At 72.8% G+C, this 18,593-nt stretch carries 15 protein-coding genes; 10 read left to right on the top strand and 5 right to left on the bottom strand.

Translation table 11 applies throughout. From position 1 onward, the window contains the following. Positions 1 to 177 precede the first annotated feature (177 nt). A complete protein-coding gene (gene ileS, locus ACFC1T_RS35645) occupies positions 178 to 3,306 on the bottom strand; it encodes an isoleucine--tRNA ligase (RefSeq protein WP_375896154.1) in 3,129 nt (1,042 codons plus the stop codon). Between the two features lie 635 nt (positions 3,307 to 3,941). Between ileS and ACFC1T_RS35650 the strand changes: the two genes are divergently transcribed. From ACFC1T_RS35650 to ACFC1T_RS35665, 4 genes are all read left to right on the top strand, one after another. Beyond that, complete coding sequence (locus ACFC1T_RS35650; protein WP_375896157.1) at positions 3,942 to 4,409, top strand: TraR/DksA family transcriptional regulator; 468 nt, start codon at positions 3,942 to 3,944, stop codon at positions 4,407 to 4,409. Positions 4,410 to 4,555: 146 nt separating this feature from the next. Further along, entirely contained in the window at positions 4,556 to 5,248 is a 693-nt protein-coding gene (gene lspA, locus ACFC1T_RS35655; protein ID WP_375896204.1) for a signal peptidase II, read from the top strand. Positions 5,249 to 5,315: 67 nt separating this feature from the next. Further along, on the top strand, positions 5,316 to 6,254 hold the full coding sequence (locus tag ACFC1T_RS35660) for an RluA family pseudouridine synthase (protein ID WP_375896158.1): 939 nt from the start codon (positions 5,316 to 5,318) through the stop codon (positions 6,252 to 6,254). Position 6,255: 1 nt separating this feature from the next. Continuing rightward, positions 6,256 to 6,723, top strand: a complete 468-nt coding sequence (locus tag ACFC1T_RS35665) for a GNAT family N-acetyltransferase (RefSeq protein WP_375896160.1) — start codon at positions 6,256 to 6,258, stop codon at positions 6,721 to 6,723. 101 nt (positions 6,724 to 6,824) lie between these two features. On the opposite strand, the gene ACFC1T_RS35670 is transcribed toward ACFC1T_RS35665, so the two are convergent. Beyond that, the gene (locus tag ACFC1T_RS35670) at positions 6,825 to 7,844 is read right to left on the bottom strand and encodes a mechanosensitive ion channel family protein (RefSeq protein ID WP_375896162.1); all 1,020 of its coding nucleotides are present in this window, start codon (positions 7,842 to 7,844) and stop codon (positions 6,825 to 6,827) included. Positions 7,845 to 7,972: 128 nt separating this feature from the next. Between ACFC1T_RS35670 and ACFC1T_RS35675 the strand changes: the two genes are divergently transcribed. Together ACFC1T_RS35675 and ACFC1T_RS35680 are read left to right on the top strand one after the other, a co-directional pair. Further along, on the top strand, positions 7,973 to 10,837 hold the full coding sequence (locus tag ACFC1T_RS35675) for an alpha/beta fold hydrolase (protein ID WP_375896164.1): 2,865 nt from the start codon (positions 7,973 to 7,975) through the stop codon (positions 10,835 to 10,837). Continuing rightward, positions 10,834 to 11,724 carry an ABC transporter permease gene (locus ACFC1T_RS35680; protein WP_375896166.1) on the top strand — a complete coding sequence of 297 codons (891 nt, stop codon included), beginning with the start codon at positions 10,834 to 10,836 and terminating at the stop codon, positions 11,722 to 11,724. The genes ACFC1T_RS35675 and ACFC1T_RS35680 overlap by 4 nt, the downstream gene beginning before the upstream one ends. A gap of 13 nt (positions 11,725 to 11,737) precedes the next feature. On the opposite strand, the gene ACFC1T_RS35685 is transcribed toward ACFC1T_RS35680, so the two are convergent. After that, positions 11,738 to 12,367: a TetR family transcriptional regulator gene (locus ACFC1T_RS35685; RefSeq protein ID WP_375896169.1), complete on the bottom strand. Its 630-nt coding sequence runs from the start codon at positions 12,365 to 12,367 to the stop codon at positions 11,738 to 11,740. A gap of 228 nt (positions 12,368 to 12,595) precedes the next feature. Between ACFC1T_RS35685 and ACFC1T_RS35690 the strand changes: the two genes are divergently transcribed. Further along, positions 12,596 to 13,174 (top strand): dienelactone hydrolase family protein, encoded by a 579-nt coding sequence (locus ACFC1T_RS35690; protein WP_375896172.1) that lies wholly within the window; start codon positions 12,596 to 12,598, stop codon positions 13,172 to 13,174. A gap of 126 nt (positions 13,175 to 13,300) precedes the next feature. Here the strand turns inward: ACFC1T_RS35690 and ACFC1T_RS35695 are convergent, their stop codons facing one another. Next, positions 13,301 to 13,747 (bottom strand): Lrp/AsnC family transcriptional regulator, encoded by a 447-nt coding sequence (locus ACFC1T_RS35695; protein WP_375896175.1) that lies wholly within the window; start codon positions 13,745 to 13,747, stop codon positions 13,301 to 13,303. A 93-nt stretch (positions 13,748 to 13,840) separates the two neighbouring features. Between ACFC1T_RS35695 and ACFC1T_RS35700 the strand changes: the two genes are divergently transcribed. Then, positions 13,841 to 14,656, top strand: a complete 816-nt coding sequence (locus ACFC1T_RS35700; protein ID WP_375896177.1) for an LLM class flavin-dependent oxidoreductase — start codon at positions 13,841 to 13,843, stop codon at positions 14,654 to 14,656. Then, complete coding sequence (locus tag ACFC1T_RS35705; RefSeq protein WP_375896180.1) at positions 14,653 to 15,090, top strand: nucleoside deaminase; 438 nt, start codon at positions 14,653 to 14,655, stop codon at positions 15,088 to 15,090. Before ACFC1T_RS35700 ends, ACFC1T_RS35705 begins: the two co-directional genes overlap by 4 nt. An 83-nt stretch (positions 15,091 to 15,173) precedes the next feature. Here ACFC1T_RS35705 and ACFC1T_RS35710 read toward each other — a convergent pair whose 3' ends face one another. Next, the gene (locus ACFC1T_RS35710) at positions 15,174 to 17,393 is read right to left on the bottom strand and encodes a transglycosylase domain-containing protein (RefSeq protein ID WP_375896183.1); all 2,220 of its coding nucleotides are present in this window, start codon (positions 17,391 to 17,393) and stop codon (positions 15,174 to 15,176) included. A gap of 361 nt (positions 17,394 to 17,754) precedes the next feature. On the opposite strand from ACFC1T_RS35710, the gene ACFC1T_RS35715 reads away from it, so the two are divergent. Then, positions 17,755 to 18,558: a hypothetical protein gene (locus ACFC1T_RS35715; protein WP_375896186.1), complete on the top strand. Its 804-nt coding sequence runs from the start codon at positions 17,755 to 17,757 to the stop codon at positions 18,556 to 18,558. The last annotated feature ends 35 nt before the right edge of the window (positions 18,559 to 18,593 follow it).

The following is an 18,593-nucleotide window of genomic DNA, read 5'->3' on the forward strand; positions in this document are numbered from 1 at the left end:
AAAATCACCCGTTACGCCGCTCTCCGCACCCACCCCCTCCACCGCCCCCTCCCGCAGCGCGTCCCTCTCGCCTTGGGCGGGTGAGGGGGTGAGGGAGGGGTGGGGGGCTTGCGGGTGGGTGGGGGTATGGCGAAGCCGCCGCGGCCCGGGTGGGGTGGCGGCGGCTTCGGTGGGTGGTCAGGCCTTGCGGAGTTGGAAGGCGAGGCCGAGGGAGTCGTCGGTGAAGGTGTCGGAGGTCCAGTCGGCTGCGCCGGCGGCGAAGTCGGTGGCGAGGACCTCTTCGGCGACGAGGGGGCCGTGTTCGGCGATGGCCTCGGCGGTCTCCTCGGAGGTGGCGCGCCAGCGGAGGACGATGCGGTCGGCGACGTCCAGGCCGGAGTTCTTGCGGGCTTCCTGGATCTGGCGGATGGCGTCGCGGGCGATGCCGAGGCGCTTGAGTTCGGGGGTGATGGCCAGGTCGAGGGCGACGGTGGCGCCGGACTCGTTGGCGACGGCCCAGCCCTCGCGGGGGGTTTCGGTGATGATGACCTCGTCGGGGGAGAGGGTGATCGGTTCACCGTTCAGGTCGACGCCGGTCTCGCCGGTGGCGCGCAGTTCGGCGGCGAGGCGGGCGGCGTCGGTGGCGGCGACCGCCTTGGCGACGTCCTGCACGCCCTTGCCGAAACGCTTGCCGAGGGCGCGGAAGTTGGCCTTGGCGGTGGTGTCGACGAGCGAGCTGCCGACCTCGGCGAGGGATTCGAGGGTGGCGACGTTGAGCTCCTCGGCGATCTGCGCGCGCAGGTCGGCGGGCAGCTCCTCCCAGCCCTGGGCGGCGATCAGCGCGCGGGAGAGCGGCTGACGGGTCTTCACGCCGGACTCGGCGCGGGTCGCCCGGCCGAGTTCGACCAGGCGGCGGACCAGGGCCATGTGGCGGGAGAGGTCGGCGTCGATCAGGGTCTCGTCGGCCTCGGGCCAGGTGGCCAGGTGGACGGAGGCCGGGGCCTGGGGGTCGGTGGGGACGACGAGGTCCTGCCAGACCTGCTCGGTGATGAACGGGGTGAGCGGGGCCATCAGGCGGGTGACGGTCTCCAGCGCCTCGTGCAGGGTGGCGAGCGCGGCGGCGTCGCCCTGCCAGAAGCGGCGGCGGCCGCGGCGGACGTACCAGTTGGAGAGGTCGTCGACGAAGCCGGAGAGCAGCTTGCCGGCGCGCTGGGTGTCGTACGCCTCGAAGGCCGCGTCGACCTCGCGGACCAGGGTGTTCAGCTCGGAGAGCACCCAGCGGTCCAGCTGCGGGCGGTCGGCCGGGGCCGGGTCGGCCGCGGACGGCGCCCAGTTCGAGGTGCGGGCGTACAGGGCCTGGAAGGCGACGGTGTTCCAGTAGGTGAGGAGGGTCTTGCGGACCACCTCCTGGATGGTGCCGTGGCCGACCCGGCGGGCCGACCAGGGCGAGCCGCCGGCCGCCATGAACCAGCGGACCGCGTCGGCGCCGTGCTGGTCCATCAGCGGGATCGGCTGCAGGATGTTGCCCAGGTGCTTGGACATCTTGCGGCCGTCCTCGGCCAGGATGTGGCCCAGGCAGACGACGTTCTCGTAGCTGTTCCTGTCGAACACCAGGGTGCCGACGGCCATCAGCGTGTAGAACCAGCCGCGGGTCTGGTCGATCGCCTCGGAGATGAACTGCGCCGGGTAGCGCTTCTCGAACAGCTCCTTGTTCTGGTACGGGTAGCCGTACTGGGCGAAGGGCATCGAGCCCGAGTCGTACCAGGCGTCGATGACCTCGGGCACGCGGGTGGCGGTGCCGCCGCAGTCGCGGCAGGCGAAGGTGACCGCGTCGATGTACGGGCGGTGCGGGTCGAGGCCGCTCTGGTCGGTGCCGGTGAGCTCGGACAGTTCGGCCAGCGAGCCGACGCAGGTGAGGTGGTTCTCCTCGCAGCGCCAGATCGGCAGCGGGGTGCCCCAGTAGCGGTTGCGGCTGAGCGCCCAGTCGATGTTGTTGTTCAGCCAGTCGCCGAAGCGGCCGTGCTTGACCGTCTCCGGGAACCAGTTGGTGGCCTCGTTCTCGCGGATCAGCGCGTCCTTGACGGCGGTGGTCCGGATGTACCAGGACGGCTGCGCGTAGTAGAGCAGTGCGGTGTGGCAGCGCCAGCAGTGCGGGTAGCTGTGCTCGTACGGCAGGTGGCGGAAGAGCAGGCCGCGCTCCTTGAGGTCCGCGACCAGGGCCTCGTCGGCCTTCTTGAAGAACTGGCCGCCGACCAGCGGGACCTCGGGGGAGAAGGTGCCGTCGGCCAGCACCGGGTTGACCACCGGCAGGCCGTACTTGCGGCAGGTCGCGAGGTCGTCCGCGCCGAAGGCGGGGGACTGGTGGACGATGCCGGTGCCGTCCTCGGTGGTGACGTAGTCGGCGTTGAGGACGTAGTGGGCGTCCTCGATCTCGACCAGGTCGAAGGGGCGGCGGTAGGCCCAGCGCTCCATCTCGGCACCGGTGAAGGACTCGCCGGTGGCCTCCCAGCCCTCGCCGAGGGCCTTGGCGAGCAGCGGCTCGGCGACAACCAGCTGCTCGGTGCCGTCGGTGGCCACCACGTAGGTGACCTCCGGGTGGACGGCGGCGGCGGTGTTGGAGACCAGGGTCCACGGGGTGGTGGTCCAGACCAGCAGGGCGGCCCGGCCGGCCAGCGGGCCGCTGGTCAGCGGGAAGCGGACGAACACCGAGGGGTCGACCACGGTCTCGTAGCCCTGGGCCAGCTCGTGGTCGGACAGGCCGGTGCCGCAGCGCGGGCACCAGGGGGCGACCCGGTGGTCCTGGACCAGCAGGCCCTTGTCGAAGATCTGCTGGAGCGACCACCAGACGGACTGGACGTAGGAGGGGTCCATCGTCCGGTAGGCCTCGTCGAGGTCGACCCAGTACCCCATGCGGGTGGTCAGCTCGGCGAAGGCGTCGGTGTGGCGGGTCACCGAGTCGCGGCACTTGGCGTTGAACTCGGCGATGCCGTAGGCCTCGATGTCCTGCTTGCCGGAGAAGCCGAGCTCCTTCTCGACGGCCAGCTCGACCGGGAGGCCGTGGCAGTCCCAGCCGGCCTTGCGGGCGACGTGGTAGCCCTTCATGGTCCGGTACCGGGGGAAGACGTCCTTGAAGACGCGGGCCTCGATGTGGTGGGCCCCGGGCATGCCGTTGGCGGTCGGCGGACCCTCGTAGAACACCCACTCGGGGCGGCCCTCGGACTGCTCCAGGCTGCGCTGGAAGACCTTGTTGTCCTGCCAGAACGAGAGGATCCGGTGTTCGAGGGCGGGGAGATCGACCTGGGCGGGGACGGGGTTGTAGGTGTTCATCGCGGGTGTCTACCTCCGGCGGATGCTGGGACTGAATCCTCCGGAGGGACGAGACGGCCTTCGCCGACCCGCGGTACCACCCTCCTTGGCCGCGGTGGTGCGGTGCGGCCCTCTTGTTTGGGTTGCTGCCGGGTCTAGTGGGCCGCCGTGGTGGCGGCCGTTCTTCCGGCGGCTCCGGGGTGATCTTCCCGCCGTGCACACCCCCGGGCTCGCACCGTCCCCGGGTCGCTGGTGGCTGCGTACGTCGGTACTCGTCCCATCTGCGCCTTGCAGGGCCAGTGTATCGGCCGGGCGAGACGGTTTGTCCAAAGGGATTCGGGGGAGTGGGTTGCGGGGGCCCGTCCGGGCCGGTCGGCGGGGGCGGTTAGGCGGGGGTGGGGTGGGCACAAGTCTGTCAGCGCGCGGGGCGTGGCGGCTGGGGCGGCTGCCTGGGTGGGATCATCCTGAGGCGCCGGTATGTCATGTTGTGACCGGTTTTGATCGGGATTATCGTTCCGGCACTGGAGGCCGCCGGGAACCGGCGGCTCGGTTCGTTCGTAGATGGGGTCGAAGCCATGGCTGAGAAGGCAACCGGCGCGGGTACCGCCACCAAGCGGGCACGCAAGGCCGTGGCGGCCGATCCAGGGGAGGGGACCGTGACCACTACCGCACCTCAGAAGACCAGCACCGACACCGTCACCGTGCCGCGCGGCGCGGAGTCGGTCGACCCGGCCACGCTGCCCGTCCGGCCGGGCGAGGACCCCTGGACCTCCGAGGAGGTCCACGAGCTGCACGACGAGCTGATCAGCGACCTGGAGCGGCTGCGCGGCGAGATCGACGCCGCCGAGGCGGCGATCTCCGGGCTGATGCGCGACTCCAACGACGGAGCCGGCGACGACCAGGTGGACGCCGGTACGAAGAACATCTCGCGGGAGAGCGAGCTGGCGCTCGCCAACAACGCGCGGGACAGCCTCGCCCAGACCGAGCGCGCGCTGGAGCGGCTGGAGGGCGTCGGCTTCGGCACCTGTGAGTCCTGCGGGCAGGCCATCGGCAAGGCCCGGATGCAGGCCTTCCCCCGGGCGACGCTCTGCGTGCAGTGCAAGGCCAAGCAGGAACGCCGCTGAGGAAGCCCGCCGACCGGACCGGCGGGCCGGGCGACCGGGGCGACGCGGGGGGTCGGGCTTGCCGTACGCTCGACCCCGTAACCTCGCCTGACCCGTCGGTACGGACGCGTTCAGGCCCTCATCGGCTCACATCGGCAGCGGAGCGGATCATCAGTACGCAAGGTTCCCCCCAGACCCGGGACGACGCCGTCCCGAACCCCGCCGATGGCGTGGAGGTGGCCGTGGCCGAGTCCACCGGGCCCGCGGACGGCGGGGCGGCTCCCGCGGGCGACGAGTCCGTCCCCGCGGCTGACGGTGCGGTCGCCGCCGGTGCCACGGCGGTGGAGAAGCCCAAGGGCCCGCGCCGGGTCGGGGTGCTGCTGGTCGTCGCCGTCCTGGCGTTCCTGATCGACCTGGCCAGCAAGCTGCTGGTCGTCGCCAAGCTGGAGAACCACGCGGGGATCAAGGTGATCGGCGATGTCGTCACCCTCCAGGTGATCCGCAACTCCGGCGCCGCCTTCGGCATGGGCCAGGCGCTGACCGTGGTCTTCACCATGATCGCCTCCGCCGTCATCGTGGTGATCTGGCGGATCGCCCGCCGGCTGTACAGCCTCCCGTGGGCGATCGCGCTCGGGATGCTGCTCGGCGGCGCCCTCGGCAACCTCACCGACCGGCTGTTCCGCGCGCCGGGCGTCTTCCGCGGCCACGTCGTGGACTTCATCTCGGTCCAGCACTTCGCGGTCTTCAACCTCGCCGACTCGGCGATCGTCTGCGGCGGCATCCTCGTGGTGCTGCTCTCCTTCCGCGGCAGCAACCCGGACGGGACCGTCCACCAGCAGCCGGAGAAGAGCGGGAAGTAGCCCTCCGGCCGCCGGCCGGAGCAGCGAGGGGGAAGGGGTGCGGCGGGTTTCCGGCATACTCGTACGGGTGAGTACCGCAGCGCAGATCCGCAGCCTCCCCGTTCCCGACGGCCTGGAGGGCGAGCGCCTCGACGCCGCCCTCGCCCGGATGTTCGGCTTCTCCCGGACCAAGGCCGCCGAACTGGCCGCCGACGGCAAGGTGACGCTCGACGGCGCCGTGGCCGGCAAGTCGGACCGGGTGACCGCCGGTTCCTGGCTGGAGGTCGAGATCCCCGCCCCCGCCGCCCCGGTGCAGATCGTGGCCGAGGCGGTCGAGGGCATGCGGATCGTCCACGACGACGACGACATCGTGCTGATCGACAAGCCGGTCGGCGTCGCCGCGCACCCGAGCCCCGGCTGGACCGGCCCCACCGTCATCGGCGGACTCGCCGCGGCCGGCTACCGGATCTCCACCTCCGGCGCCGCCGAGCGCCAGGGCATCGTGCACCGGCTGGACGTCGGCACCTCGGGCCTGATGGTCGTCGCCAAGTCCGAGCGGGCCTACACCGACCTCAAGCGGCAGTTCCACGACCGGATCACCGACAAGCGCTACCACACGCTGGTCCAGGGCCACCCGGACCCGCTGAGCGGCACCGTCGACGCGCCGATCGGGCGCCACCCCAGCTCGGACTGGAAGTGGGCGGTGACCCGCGACGGCAAGCCGTCCGTCACCCACTACGACCTGATCGAGGCGTACCGGGCGGCCTCCCTGATGGCGATCAAGCTGGAGACCGGCCGCACCCACCAGATCCGCGTCCACATGTCGGCGCTGCGCCACCCCTGCGTCGGCGACCTGACGTACGGCGCCGACCCGACGCTGGCCAAGCGGCTGGGGCTGACCCGGCAGTGGCTGCACGCCGTCTCGCTCGGCTTCGAGCACCCGTCGGACGGGCAGTGGGTCGAGTTCAGCAGCGAGTACCCGGCCGACCTGCAGAAGGCGCTGGACATCATCGCGGCGGAGAGCTGAGATGACCGTCTCGGTGCGGGTCCGGGTCGCCGAGGGCGAGGCGGACCTGGAGCTGGTCCGGGCCATCCGGCGCGAGGTGTTCGTGGTCGAGCAGAACGTGCCGGAGGAGCTGGAGTACGACGCGTACGACGCGACCTCGGTGCACGTGCTGGCCGTGGGCGCGGACGGGGCCGGGCTCGGGACCGGGCGGCTGATCTTCGGTGACGAGGCGCTGGAGCTGACCGGGGGTGTCGAGGGCCGGGTGCTGCTCGGGCGGCTCGCGGTGGTGGCGGCGGCCCGGGGGACGGGGCTCGGGGCGGACCTCGTCCGGGCGATCGAGGCGGCCGGGCGCGAGCGCGGGGCCATCGAGGTCGAGCTGCACGCGCAGGTGCAGGCGCTCGGGTTCTACGAGCGGCTGGGGTACGCGGCGGAGGGGCCGGTGTACGAGGACGCCGGGATCCCGCACCGGACCATGACGAAGGCGATCTAGCGGCGCGTCCGTCGGACGGGCCCTGGTGGCGGTTCGCGCAGATCCCCGCGCCCCCTTTCGGGGCGCGGGGATTTTTTGTGTGCGGGAGGGGGGCGCGCGGGTCAGTCGGGGGTGGTGCGCAGGCGGGGGAGGGCGTGGGGGTGTTCGTCGCGCAGGTGGGCGATGAGTTGCTCGCGGATGTCGAAGCGGAGTCGGGCGGCGTCGTCGGGGGTGCGGGCGGTCATGGTGGCGCGGACGAGGATGGTGCTGGGGGTGGTGTCGGTGACGTCGAGGGCCCACTCCTCGCCGTCCCAGCGGGGGTGCCGCTCCAGCAGGGTGTGCAGGGTGGTGCGGAGCTCGTCGACCCGGGTGGTGTGGTCGAGGTGGAGCAGGACGGCGGCGAGCAGGCCGGGGTCGCGGCGGGTCCAGTTCTCGAAGGGCCTGTTGACGAAGTAGGAGACCGGGACGACCAGTCGGCGGTAGTCCCAGAGCCGGACCACCAGGTAGGAGAGGGTGATCTCCTCGACGGTGCCCTGCTGGCCGTCCACCACCACGGTGTCGCCGATCCGGACGGTGTCGCCGAAGGCGATCTGCAGGCCGGCGAAGAAGTTGCCCAGGGTGCTCTGGGCGGCGATGCCGGCCACGATGCCGATCAGGCCGGCCGAGGCGAGCAGGCTGGCGCCGACGGTGCGCATCGCGGAGAAGGTCAGCAGCATCACGGCGAGGGTGACCACGACGATCACCGCGCTGACCACCCGGCGCAGCATGCCGACCTGGGTGCGCACCCGCTGCACCCGGGCCGGGTCGTCGGAGGCCGACTCGTACCGGCGGAGCAGCGCCTCCAGGACGGCGGCCGCCACGCGGACGGTGAGCCAGCCGAGGGAGGCCATCAGGAGCAGCAGGAGCAGGTGGTGGGCGCCCTCGTCCTCGGTCAGGTGGAAGATCCGTTTCAGCGGGTTGGCGGCGAGCAACAGGGCTGAGACGACGGCGAGTTGGAGCGGGATCCGGCAGCGGCGGAGCAGCGCCCAGACCGGGGCCTCCGGGTGGCCGGCGCTGATCCGCTGGAGGGCCTGGTCGACGGTCCAGCCCACCGCGAGGGTGGCGGCGACGGTGGCGAGCAGGGTGATCAGCGGCCAGAGCACGGGGGACCTTCTCGGTGGGGGAGAGGCGGGTGAGCCGTACGATACCGGCCTTCAACGGGCGGAACCGGACGAAAAGGGGTGGCGGCTTTATCGGACGCCTACCCCGGCGGCGGATACGATCAGCCCCCATGGAGCTCGGTGGGGCATGGCGTCGATGGCGCGGACGGGGAACGTCGGTGCGGCGCAAGCTGCTCGCCGGGGCGGTGGCCCTGGTGGCGGTCGCCGGGGTGGGCACGGCGGCGGTGGCGTCCGGTGGCGAGCAGTCGGTCCGTCAAGAGGATCGTTTCCTCAGCATGCCGGAGACGCCCGGCAGCACCCAGCAGGTCCAGGTGGACACCTCCTTCTTCACCACCGGCACCTCCCCGCGCCCCGCCGTCCTGCTCGCGCACGGCTTCGGCGGCTCCAAGGAGGGCGAACGGGACCGCGCCCAGCAGCTGGCCCGGCAGGGCTACGCGGTGCTGACCTGGTCCGCACGCGGCTTCGGGCACTCCGGCGGGAAGATCGGGCTGAACGCGCCCGACCGGGAGGTCGAGGACGTCAAGCACCTGGTGGACTGGCTCGCCCAGCGGCCCGAGGTGCAGCTGGACGGGCCCGGCGACCCCCGGGTCGGGATCACCGGGGCCTCGTACGGCGGGGCGATCTCGCTGCTGGCCTCGGCCTACGACCACCGGATCGACGCGGTGGCCACCCAGATCACCTGGTGGAACCTGGCCGACGCGCTGTTCCCCCAGGGGGTGCAGGGCTCGGGTGCGGCGGACGGCGTGTTCAAGAAGCTGTGGGCCGGGATCTTCTTCACCACCGGCTCGGCCGGGGACCTCGGGCCCTCGGGTGGTGCGCCGCGCAGTGGGGCCACCGCCGGGAGCGGGGCCCCGGCTGGGAGCGGGAGCGGGGCCGCGGCGGACGCGGCGGCGGACGGGCAGGTCGGCTGCGGGCGGTTCCTGGACGCGCTCTGCCAGATGTACGACCGGGTGGCGACCGCCGGGCACGCCGACCCGGAGGCCGTCGCGCTGCTGGACAGGTCCAGCCCGTCCTCGGTGGCGGCGCAGCTCAAGGCCCCCACCCTGGTGGTGCAGGGCCAGCAGGACTCGCTGTTCCCGCTCGACCAGGGCGACCGGATCGCCCGGGCGGTCGCGGCCAACGGCGCGCCCGTCTCGGTGGACTGGTTCGCGGGCGGGCACGACGGCGGGACGGACACCAGCGCCCGGGTGGACGACCGGGTCACCGCCTGGTTCGACCACTACCTGAAGGGGCGCGGCAACGACACCGGTCCGCAGTTCCGGGTGACCCGGACCGGCGGCGTCGACTCGACCGGCTTCCAGGCCGTGCTGCGCGGCGCCGACGCCGACCGGTACCCCGGGCTCGGCGGGACGGGCACCCGGTCCGTCGAGCTGACCGGCGGGGAGAAGCCCGTCGCCAATCCGCCCGGCGGGGCGCCGCCGGGGATCTCGACCCTGCCGGGGATCGGCGCGCTGAGCCAGGCGGCCTCCCTCGGGGCCGGGCTCTCGCTCGACTTCCCCGGGCAGAACGCGGCCTTCGAATCCGCGCCGCTGGAGAAGTCGCTGCACCTGACCGGGCAGCCGACCGTACCGGTGCGGGTGAAGGCCGACCGGCCGGACGCGGTGCTGTTCGCCAAGCTGTACGACGTCGGGCCGGACGGCAAGGCGGTGCTGCCGCAGCAGTTGGCGGCCCCGCTGCGGGTGACCGGCGCGGACGCGGACGGCGGGAGGACGGTGACCGTCCAACTGCCCGCGGTGGACCACGACTTCCCGGCCGGGCACCGGCTGCGGCTGGTGCTGGCGTCCACCGACCTGGCGTACGCCTCGCCGGCCGAGCCGGCCACCTACCGGGTGGCGGTGGCCGGGGCGCTCGCCGCGCCGACCGTCGAGGAGCTGGTCACCGAGGCGGCGCCGCTGCCCGCGCGGACCTGGATGCTGCCGGTGGTCGCCGTGGTGGTGGCCGCCGGGCTGGTGCTGCTGCCGCTGGTGCGGCGGCGTCGGCGCACGGTGGCCGGTGGGTCGTCGGGGCGGTCGGGGCGGTCGGGGTCGTCGGGGCCGGAGTTCGATCCGGAGCTGGCCGGGGTGCCGCTGCGCATCAGTGGACTGAGCAAGCGCTACAAGGGCTCCCAGGACCGTTACGCGGTACGGGAGTTGGGCTTCCGGGTGGAGCGGGGCCAGGTGCTCGGCCTGCTCGGCCCGAACGGGGCCGGCAAGACCACCACGCTGCGCATGCTGATGGGACTGATCCGGCCCGACGCCGGGGAGATCCGGGTCTTCGGGCACCTGATCCGCCCCGGGGCGCCGGTGCTCTCGCGGGTCGGCGCCTTCGTGGAGGGCGCGGGCTTCCTCCCGCACCTCACCGGGCGGGCCAACCTGCGGCTGTACTGGCAGGCCACCGGTCGCCCGGAGGCCGACGCCCGCTTCGACGAGGCGCTGGCCATCGCCGGGCTCGGCGAGGCGCTGGACCGCGCGGTGCGGACGTACTCCCAGGGCATGCGCCAGCGGCTCGCCATCGCGCAGGCGATGCTCGGGATGCCGGACCTGCTGATCCTGGACGAGCCGACCAACGGGCTGGACCCGCCGCAGATCCGCGAGATGCGCGAGGTGATGATCCGGTACGCGGCCGCCGGCCGGACCGTCATCGTGTCCAGCCACCTGCTGGCCGAGGTCGAGCAGAGCTGCACCGACCTGGTGGTGATGGACCGCGGGCGGCTGGTCACGGCCGGGCCGGTCGGCGAGATCGTCGGCGCGGGTGAGCTGCTGATGATCGGCGTGGCCGCGGGCTTCGACCCGGAGTCGGTGGTCGAGAAGGCCGGCGCGCTGGCCGGGGTCGGCTCGGCGGAGGCCGTCGACGGCGGGCTGCTGGTCCGGCTGGACGGACTCGCGGCGAGCGAGCTGCTGGCGGAGCTGGTGCGGCTGGGGGTCCCGGTGGAGAGCGCCGGACCGCAGCGGCGCCTGGAGGACGCGTTCCTGTCGTTGATCGGAGGTGCGGCGTGAGCGCCGGTACGAGGGATCGGGTCCCGTCCGGGGACGGTGCCGCCGCGACGGACCACGCGCAGGGGTACCGGGCGAGCCGGACCCTGCCGCTGCGGGTCGAGGCGGTGCGGCAGCTGCGGCGGCGCCGCACGATGGTGATCGGCGGGGTGCTGGCGGCGATGCCGTTCGTCATCCTGGCGGCGTTCCAGCTCGGCGGCACCCCCGGGCGCCCCGACCGGACCACCTTCATCGACCTGGCGACCGCCTCGGGCGCCAACTTCGCCGTCACCATGCTGTTCGTCGGCACCGGCTTCATGCTGGTGATCCCCGTCGCGCTGTTCTGCGGAGACACCGTGGCCTCCGAGGCCAGCTGGTCCTCGCTGCGCTACCTGCTGGCGGCGCCGGTGCCGCGGGCGCGGCTGCTGGTGCGCAAGTTCGCGGTCGGGCTGGCGTTCTCGGCGGTCGCGATCGTCATGCTGCCCGCGATCGGACTGGTCGTGGGCACGGTGGCGTACGGGTGGGGGGACCTCAAGCTGCCCGCCGGGGCCAGCCTGCCGGCCGGGGAGGCGCTGCCCCGGATCGCGATCGCGGTGGCGTTCGTGTTCCTGAGCGAGCTGGTGATCGCGGCGCTGGCGTTCTGGCTGTCGACGGCGACGGACGCGCCGCTGGGGGCGGTCGGCGGGGCGGTGTTCCTGTCGATCATCACCGGGGTGCTGGACGCCGTCACGGCCCTGGGCGACCTGCGGGAGTGGCTGCCGGCGCACTGGCAGTACGCCTGGGCGGACGCCCTCCAGCCGCAGTTGGAGTGGGGCGGCATGGTGCAGGGGGTGTCGTTGTCCCTGTCGTACGCGGTGGTGCTGCTGGCGTTGGCGTTCCGGGGGTTCGCCCGCAAGGACGTGGTGTCGTAGCGGGGCGTCGGGGTCAGGGGAGGGCGGGGCAGGGGCCGCCGGCGGGGGACGGGGTGCCGGACAGGGCGTCGAAGAGGAGGCGCCACAGCGGGTCCCCGCCCGGGGTGCGGGTGCTGTCCGCGCTCCCTTCGGCGCCCCCCGTACGGGTGTTCAGCAGTCCGCGGATCACGGTCAGCAGCAACTCGGCCACCAGGGAAGCGCAGTGGGTGGGGAAGCCGCTGTCGCGCTGGGCCCGGCGGACCAGGTCGGTCAGCGAGACGTGCATCTCGGCGAGGACGTCGTCGGGGGAGTTCGCCAGGTCCGGGCAGTCCGCGGCGAGCCGGAGCGCGGCGCGCAGCCGCAGGTCGGAGCGCAGCCGGTCGGCCAGGGCGACCATGACGCCTTCGAGGGCCGCGGCGGGGTCGGTGCCCGGGGTGTCGTACTCGGTCCGCAGGCTCGCCCAGGTGCTCCGGGACTCCTGGATCAGGGCCCGGGCCAGCGAGGCCTTCGAGGGGAAGTGGCCGTAGAGCGCGCCCTTGGTCATGCCGATGCGGTCGGCCACGGTGTTCAGCGTGGTGCTCTCGTAGCCCTGGGCGGCGAAGATCTCGGCTGCCGCCGTCAGGACCTTCTCCCTGGTGCGGCGCGCCCGTTCCTGCTGTGCCATGCCACTGCCCTCCCTCGTCGCGACAGCCCATACATACCATCGGGATGGAATGTTGTTGCAAAGCTTCCTCCCGAGGATCGGGTGCCCCCGGGAGTGCCTCCCGGACCGTCGGGCCGGGTCGGTCGCCCCGCACCCGGCGGGGCCGACGGGCCTGGGGTGGGGGGTTCGCCGCCGGGTGCGGGATCATGGGTGGGTATCCCCGCACTCGTTCGTCGAAGGACCCGAACCGTGGCCCAGATCGTCCTCTTCCACTCCGCCCACGGCCTGAGCCCGGCCGTACGGGCCGCCGCCGACCGGCTGCGCGCCGCCGGGCACACCGTGCACACGCCGGACCTGTTCGAAGGGCGCACCTTCGACGACAACGAGGCCTCCCAGGCGTACCAGGAGGAGATCGGCAGCGGCGACGAGCTGCTCCGGCGCGCGGTCGTCGCCTCCGCCCCGCTCTCCGAGGGCGGACTGGTGTACGCCGGGATCGCGCTCGGCGGCGCGATCGCGCAGAACCTGGCGCTGGCGGACGAGAAGGCGCGCGGGCTGCTGCTCCTGCACGGCACCTCGGACCTGCGCGAGGACGCGGTGACCTCCGTCCCCGTCCAGCTGCACATGGCGGAGCCGGACCCGTTCGAGCCGGAGGACTGGCTGAACGCCTGGTACCTGCGGATGCTGCGGGCGGGCGCGGAGGTCGAGGTGCACCGCTACCAGGGCGCCGGGCACCAGTTCACCGACCCGGACCTGGACGACTACGACGCGGAGGCGGCCGAGCGGGCCTGGGCGGCGGCGCTGGACTTCCTGGCGGACCTGGAGGCGTAGCGCCGGTGGCGGTGGGCCGGGTGGCCGTGGTCCGGCGGCGGTGCTCCGGTGGTGGTGCTCCGGCGCCTGTGGTCCGGTGGCCGTGCGGGTGCGGTCGGGAGTGGGTGCGGTCAGGGCCGGGCGCGGTCAGGGGCGGGCCGGGCCGCGGCGGGGGAGGGTCTGGCTGTAGACGACGCTGGTCGTGGTGGAGCCGAAGCCGGCCAGCGAGTCGATCAGGGTCTCCAGGTGTTCCATGGAGGTCGCGGCCACCTTGAGGGTGTAGCAGTCGTCGCCGGTGGTGCGCAGGCACTCCAGGATCTCGCGGCGCACCGAGAGCAGGTGGTGCAGCGGCTGGTGGCGGTTGCCCGGGTACTTGAGGCGGACCACGGCGAGCACCGGGTAGCCGACCTTGGAGAGGTCGACGGTGGCGTGGTAGCCGGTGATCACGCCCAGCGACTCCAGGTTCCGCACCCGCTCGGTGGTGGCCGACGGGCTGAGGTTGACCCGGCGGCCCAGCTCGCTGAGCGAGATCCGGGCCTCCTGCTGGAGCTGGTCGATGATCGCCCAGTCGGTTTCGTCGAGGTTCACGGCCATTTCGCGATTCTACCGGGGGATTCGTGGCCGGAGGCGGGTTCTGCCGTGATCATTGGGTTCCCTGCCGGATGCGGCCGGGAATAGCCTCATGGCATGCAACTAGGCGTCAACGTACCGAACTTCGGGCCGGGGACCGACCCCGGCATGCTGCGCGACTGGGCGCGGGTGGTGGAGGGGCTCGGGTTCGACCTGCTGATGGTGTCCGACCACGTCGCCGTGACGGCGGACGTGGCCGAACGCTACCCGGAGCCCTTCTACGACCCCTTCGCCACCCTGTCCTGGCTGGCGGGGGTGAGCGACGGGCGGATGCGGCTGGGCACCACCGTCCTGGTGATGCCGTACCGGCACCCGCTGCTGGTGGCCCGGATGGCCGCCAGCCTGCACCGGCTCAGCGGCGGGCGCTTCGTGCTCGGCGTCGGAGTCGGCTGGGCACGGCAGGAGTTCGAGGCGCTCGGGGTGCCGTTCGGGGCGCGGGGGCGGCTCACGGACGAGTACCTGCGGGCGGTGCGGGAGTCCTGGGCGGAGCAGGGGGAGGGCGCCGCCGCCCCGATCTGGGTCGGCGGGCACAGCGAGGCGGCGATCCGACGGGTCGCCGAGTTCGGCGACGCCTGGCACCCGCTGCGGCTGCCGATGGCCCGGATGCGGGAGGTGGTGACCCGCCACGAGCTGCCGGGCTTCGCCCCGCGGATCGCGCTGCGGCTGACCGACGGGCCGCTCGACGACCCGGACCGGCCTGCCGGGGTCGGCAGCCTGGCGCAGGTCGTCGACGACCTGCGGGAACTGCGCCAACTCGGCGCGGAGGCCGTGGTGTTGGACCCGTACCATGCGGACCCGGAGCAGACCCGCCACCCCGAGACGGCGTGGCGCGCCCTGACGGCCGTGGCCGAGGAATGGAGGAGGACGGCGTGATCACGACTGCCGACGAGGCGCTGCTGCGGCGCGCGATCGGAATCGCGGCCCGGGCCGTGGAGTTGGGCGACGCCCCGTACGGCTCGCTGCTGGCCGGGCCGGACGGGACGGTGCTCGCCGAGGCGCACAACACCGTCCGGCGGGACGACGACATCACGGCGCACCCGGAGTTGAAGCTCGCCCGGTGGGCGGCCCGGGAGCTGGACGGGGAGGCGGCCGCCCGCACCACCCTGTACACCAGCTGCCAGCCGTGCGGGATGTGCGCGGGGGCGCTGGTCCGGTCGGGGATCGGGCGGGTCGTGTACGCGCTCACGACCGAGCAGTTGGTCGCGCTCAATCCGGCGTCGGGGGCCTGGCCGGTGGTGGCGCAGGAGGGGCCGGCGCTGTTCGCGGAGGCGCGGGTGCCGATCGAGGCGTACTACCGGGGGGACTGAGAGCGGGAGTTGGGGCGGCGGCCGGTCGGGCCGGCGGCCCCTCGGGGTGCGAGGGGCCGCCGGGGTGGGGGTGCGGTGAGCGGTCAGTCGTCGTCGGAGGGGGCGCCGGTCCGGGAGCCGGACGCGGGGCCGGACGGCGGGGTCGTGCCCGTCCCGGAGCTGCTCGGGTCGGGCTTCGGCGGGGCCGGGTCGGGGATGTCGGCCATCGGGAGGGACTGCTTGGGGGTGCCGCGCAGGGCGTCGTTCATGGCGTCCCGCCAGATCGGGCCCGGGCCGTCGGCGCCGAACACCTCGGTGTGGTAGTCGCCGTTGATGGTGATGTTGCGCATCTCGACGCCGCCGGCCGGGCCGCCCAGCCAGACCGCGGTGGCCAACTGCGGGGTGTAGCCGTTGAACCAGGCGGCCTTCTTGTGGTCCGAGGTGCCCGTCTTTCCCGCGATCTGCCGGCCGTCCTTCAGGTTGAGCGCGGCGCCGGTGCCCTTGTTCTCGGTCACCCCGTTCAGGACGGTGTTCATCGCCCGGGCCGTCGAGTCGGAGAACACCTTCTCGCAGTGGCCGGGCGGGGCGGGGACGTCCTTGCCCTCCACCGTGGTGATCCTGGTGATGGCGACCGGGTCGCAGTGGGTGCCCTGGGCGGCGAAGGTCGCGTAGACGTTCGCCATGGTCAGCGGGCTCATCTCCTCGACGCCCAGGGCCATCGCCGGGACCTCCTCCAGCGGCTTGCCGCTGGCCTTGGCGGTGATGCCGAACTTGTTGGCCATCTGCTTGACCGCGCAGAGGCCGATGTCCTGCTCCATCTGCACGAAGTAGGTGTTGACCGAGAGGGCCATCGCCATCTTGAGCTGGTACGGGCCCTTCTCGTTCGCGGACTCGTTGGGCACCACCGTCTTGGGACGGCCGTCGTTGCGCCACGTCCCCTCGCAGGTCTTCATCGTCGGGTATTCGAGCTTGTTCGGCGCCGAGTACTCCTGGGTCGGCGGCAGGCCCGCCTCCAGGGCCGCGGCCGCGACGATCGGCTTGAACGTGGAGCCGGGCTGGAAGCCGTTGCCGCCGCCCATCGCGAAGTCGACGTTGAGGTTGACGACGGTCTGGTTCTTCTCGGTCGCCAGGCCGTACGGGCGGGTCTGGGCCATCGCCACGATCTTGCCCGTCCCGGGCTCGACCATGGTGGCGGCGGCGGAGACGGTGTCGGTGACCTTCACGTTGCTGCTCACCGCGTTCTGGGCGGCGGCCTGCTTGTCCGGGTCCAGCGTGGTGTAGATGTTCAGGCCGCCCTTGTCCCAGAACTTCTTCCGGTCCTCGGCGGTCTTGCCGAAGGCCGGGTCCTGCTTGACCACGTGGCGCACGTAGTCGCAGAAGAAGCCCATGCCGGCCTTGGCGGTGATGCAGCCGTTCTGCGGGTCCTTGTACTTGAGGCCCAGCGGGGCCGCCTTCGCCTCCTTCGCCTGGTCGGCGGTGATGTGCTTGTTCTCCAGCATCTTGTCGATCACGGTGTCCCGGCGCTTCTGCGCGGCCACCGGGTGCAGCTTCGGGTCGTACTGGGAGGGGTTCTGCACCAGGCCGGCGAGGGTGGCGGCCTCGGCGACGGTCAGGTCCTTGTTGCTCTTGCTGAAGTAGCGCTGGGAGGCGGCCTCCACGCCGTAGGCGCCGTTCCCGTAGAAGGTGATGTTGAGGTAGTTGGTGAGGATCTGGTCCTTCGGCAGTTCCTCGTCCAGCTTGATCGCGATCTTGAGTTCCTGGATCTTGCGGCCCAGGGTCTTGCGCTGCGCCTCCTTGACGGCGTCCTTGTCGTCGCCGGCGTTCTCCACGTTGACGTTCTTCACGTACTGCTGGGTGAGGGTGGAGGCGCCCTCGGCGGCGGTGCCCTTCTCCGCGTTCTTGCCGAGCGCGCGCAGGACGCCCTTGAGGTCGACGGCGCCGTGCTCGTAGAAGCGGGCGTCCTCGATGTCCACCTGGGCGTGCCGCATGTACGGCGACATCTGGTCGGCGGGCAGGACGGTGCGGTCGCGCTCGTAGACCTTGGCGATCAGGCCGCCCTTGGCGTCGAAGACCTGGGTGGCCTGGGTGAGCGGCGGGGTCTTGAAGTCGTCGGAAATGTCGTCGAAGCCTTCCGCGGTGCTCTTCGCGGTCAGCCCGAGGCCCCCGGCGACCGGCAGCACCAGGCCCGCCAGCAGCACGCCGGACACGACGCTCACACCCACGAAGGTCGCACCGAGACGGGCCAGCCGGACCGGCGACCTGCGGGCCGGCCGGGCGTCGTCGCTGTCGGCGGAATTTCGTATCGGCGGGAGTTTCGATTCCATTCCGGAATGCTAACCGTCGTTCCTCGCTGGGCGAACGAATTTTCGGCCGGGACTGTCACGGCCTTGCAACAGATGGGGAGTGGGGCTCAGGAAGGGTGGATCGTATGCGAACTCCATGAATGTGGGGGAATTCTTTGTTGCGTACTCGAATCAATGCGCCCGGCGGGCGCGGCCTTCCCCTCCCCGGTTCCCCTCCCACCACTCTGATGCGGTGGGAGGGGCGAAACGTTGCGCCCGCGCCGGGGGGAAAGCCGTCCCCGTGTCCGTTTCAACGGGCGCCGGGTGTGGGTCCGTTCACGGCGGCCCTGCGGGAGCGGGGGCGGCGGGGCGCGGTGACGGCGGGCTGCGGGACGATGGGTTCGTGGCAGAGCGGAGATACGAGTACGCGCCGGCGGGGACGCTGCCGGGGTTGTTGCAGCGCGGGCGGGGCCTGGGAGCGCGGATGGCGGCGGAGGACCCGGCGGCCGCCGCCGGGCTGGTGTACGGCTGCGTCCGCTGGGAGTGGCGCTGGGATGCGGGGGCCGACGACCGGGACCTGTACCTGGCGCGGCTGCTCCGGGACCTGGAACTGCCGCTCGGCCCGGTGGTCGAGCTGCTGGCCGCTGGGGACGAGGAGACCCGGGACCGGGCGACCGGCGTGCTGGAGCTGCTGGTGCTCGGCGGCTCCGAGCAGGCCCGGGCGGCGCTGCCGGGGTACGTCCCGGACGAGGAGGGCCCGGCTCCGCGGCCTCGGCAGCGGCCGCCGGACCCCTGCCCCGACCGGGACAGCGCGAGCCTGCCAGCCCTGCTCGCCGAGCTGGAGCGGCACTGGGTGGACGGGGTCTGGTGCGGGCCGGATGGTCTGGCGCGCGGGCTGGCGAGGTTCGGGTCGGGGGCGGGCGGGGCGGTGTCGTTGTTGCGGCGGTTCTGGCTGTACACCCCGCACTCGTACGAGCGGGCCGCGTACCTGGAAGCCCTGGCGGCGCTGGGGTCGGCGGGGATGGACGAGGCGTTCACCGAGTCGCTCTGGGACTGCGAATCCGGTGCCCGGCTGTCGGGGATCGCCCACGCTCCGGAACGGCCCGAGGTGGGAGCCCGGCTGCGCTACCTGCGCGACGATCCGATGGAGGAGGGGGAGGTCCGGGCGGCCGCGGGGCGACGTCTCGCGGAGGGCCGGGCGGGCTAGAGTGGACGCGTGAACGCGTGAGTGACGGTCCGGAC

Origin of the sequence: Kitasatospora sp. NPDC056076 (genome assembly GCF_042266305.1) — a bacterium.
In the GTDB taxonomy this organism is placed as follows: Bacteria; Actinomycetota; Actinomycetes; order Streptomycetales; family Streptomycetaceae; genus Kitasatospora.